1 pseudogene is annotated in these 255 nt (G+C 71.8%); it reads left to right on the top strand.

The features are described from left to right. Window positions 1-255, top strand: a pseudogene (locus ACZ92H_RS29825) (phage late control D family protein); the annotation flags it as partial.

The following is a 255-nucleotide window of genomic DNA, read 5'->3' as shown; positions in this document are numbered from 1 at the left end:
CCACCGCTACCACAGCGCCGAAAGCGACGCCTACACGGGCGTGCGTGCCTTCTGGCACGACGAGCGCTACGCGCGCCGCCGCAGCGTCGTGGCCGGCGTACCCGGCAACAGCAAGCGCCTGCGCACCGCCTTCGCCAACGAGACGGACGCGCGCGCGGCGGCCGTGGCCGAATGGCAGCGCATCCTGCGCGGCCTGGCCACCTTTGAAATGAGCTTGGCCCTGGGCAATCCGGCCGTGTTCCCGCAATCGCCCGT

This window comes from Janthinobacterium foliorum (assembly GCF_978021625.1).
This window is presented reverse-complemented; position numbering and strand designations above follow the sequence as displayed.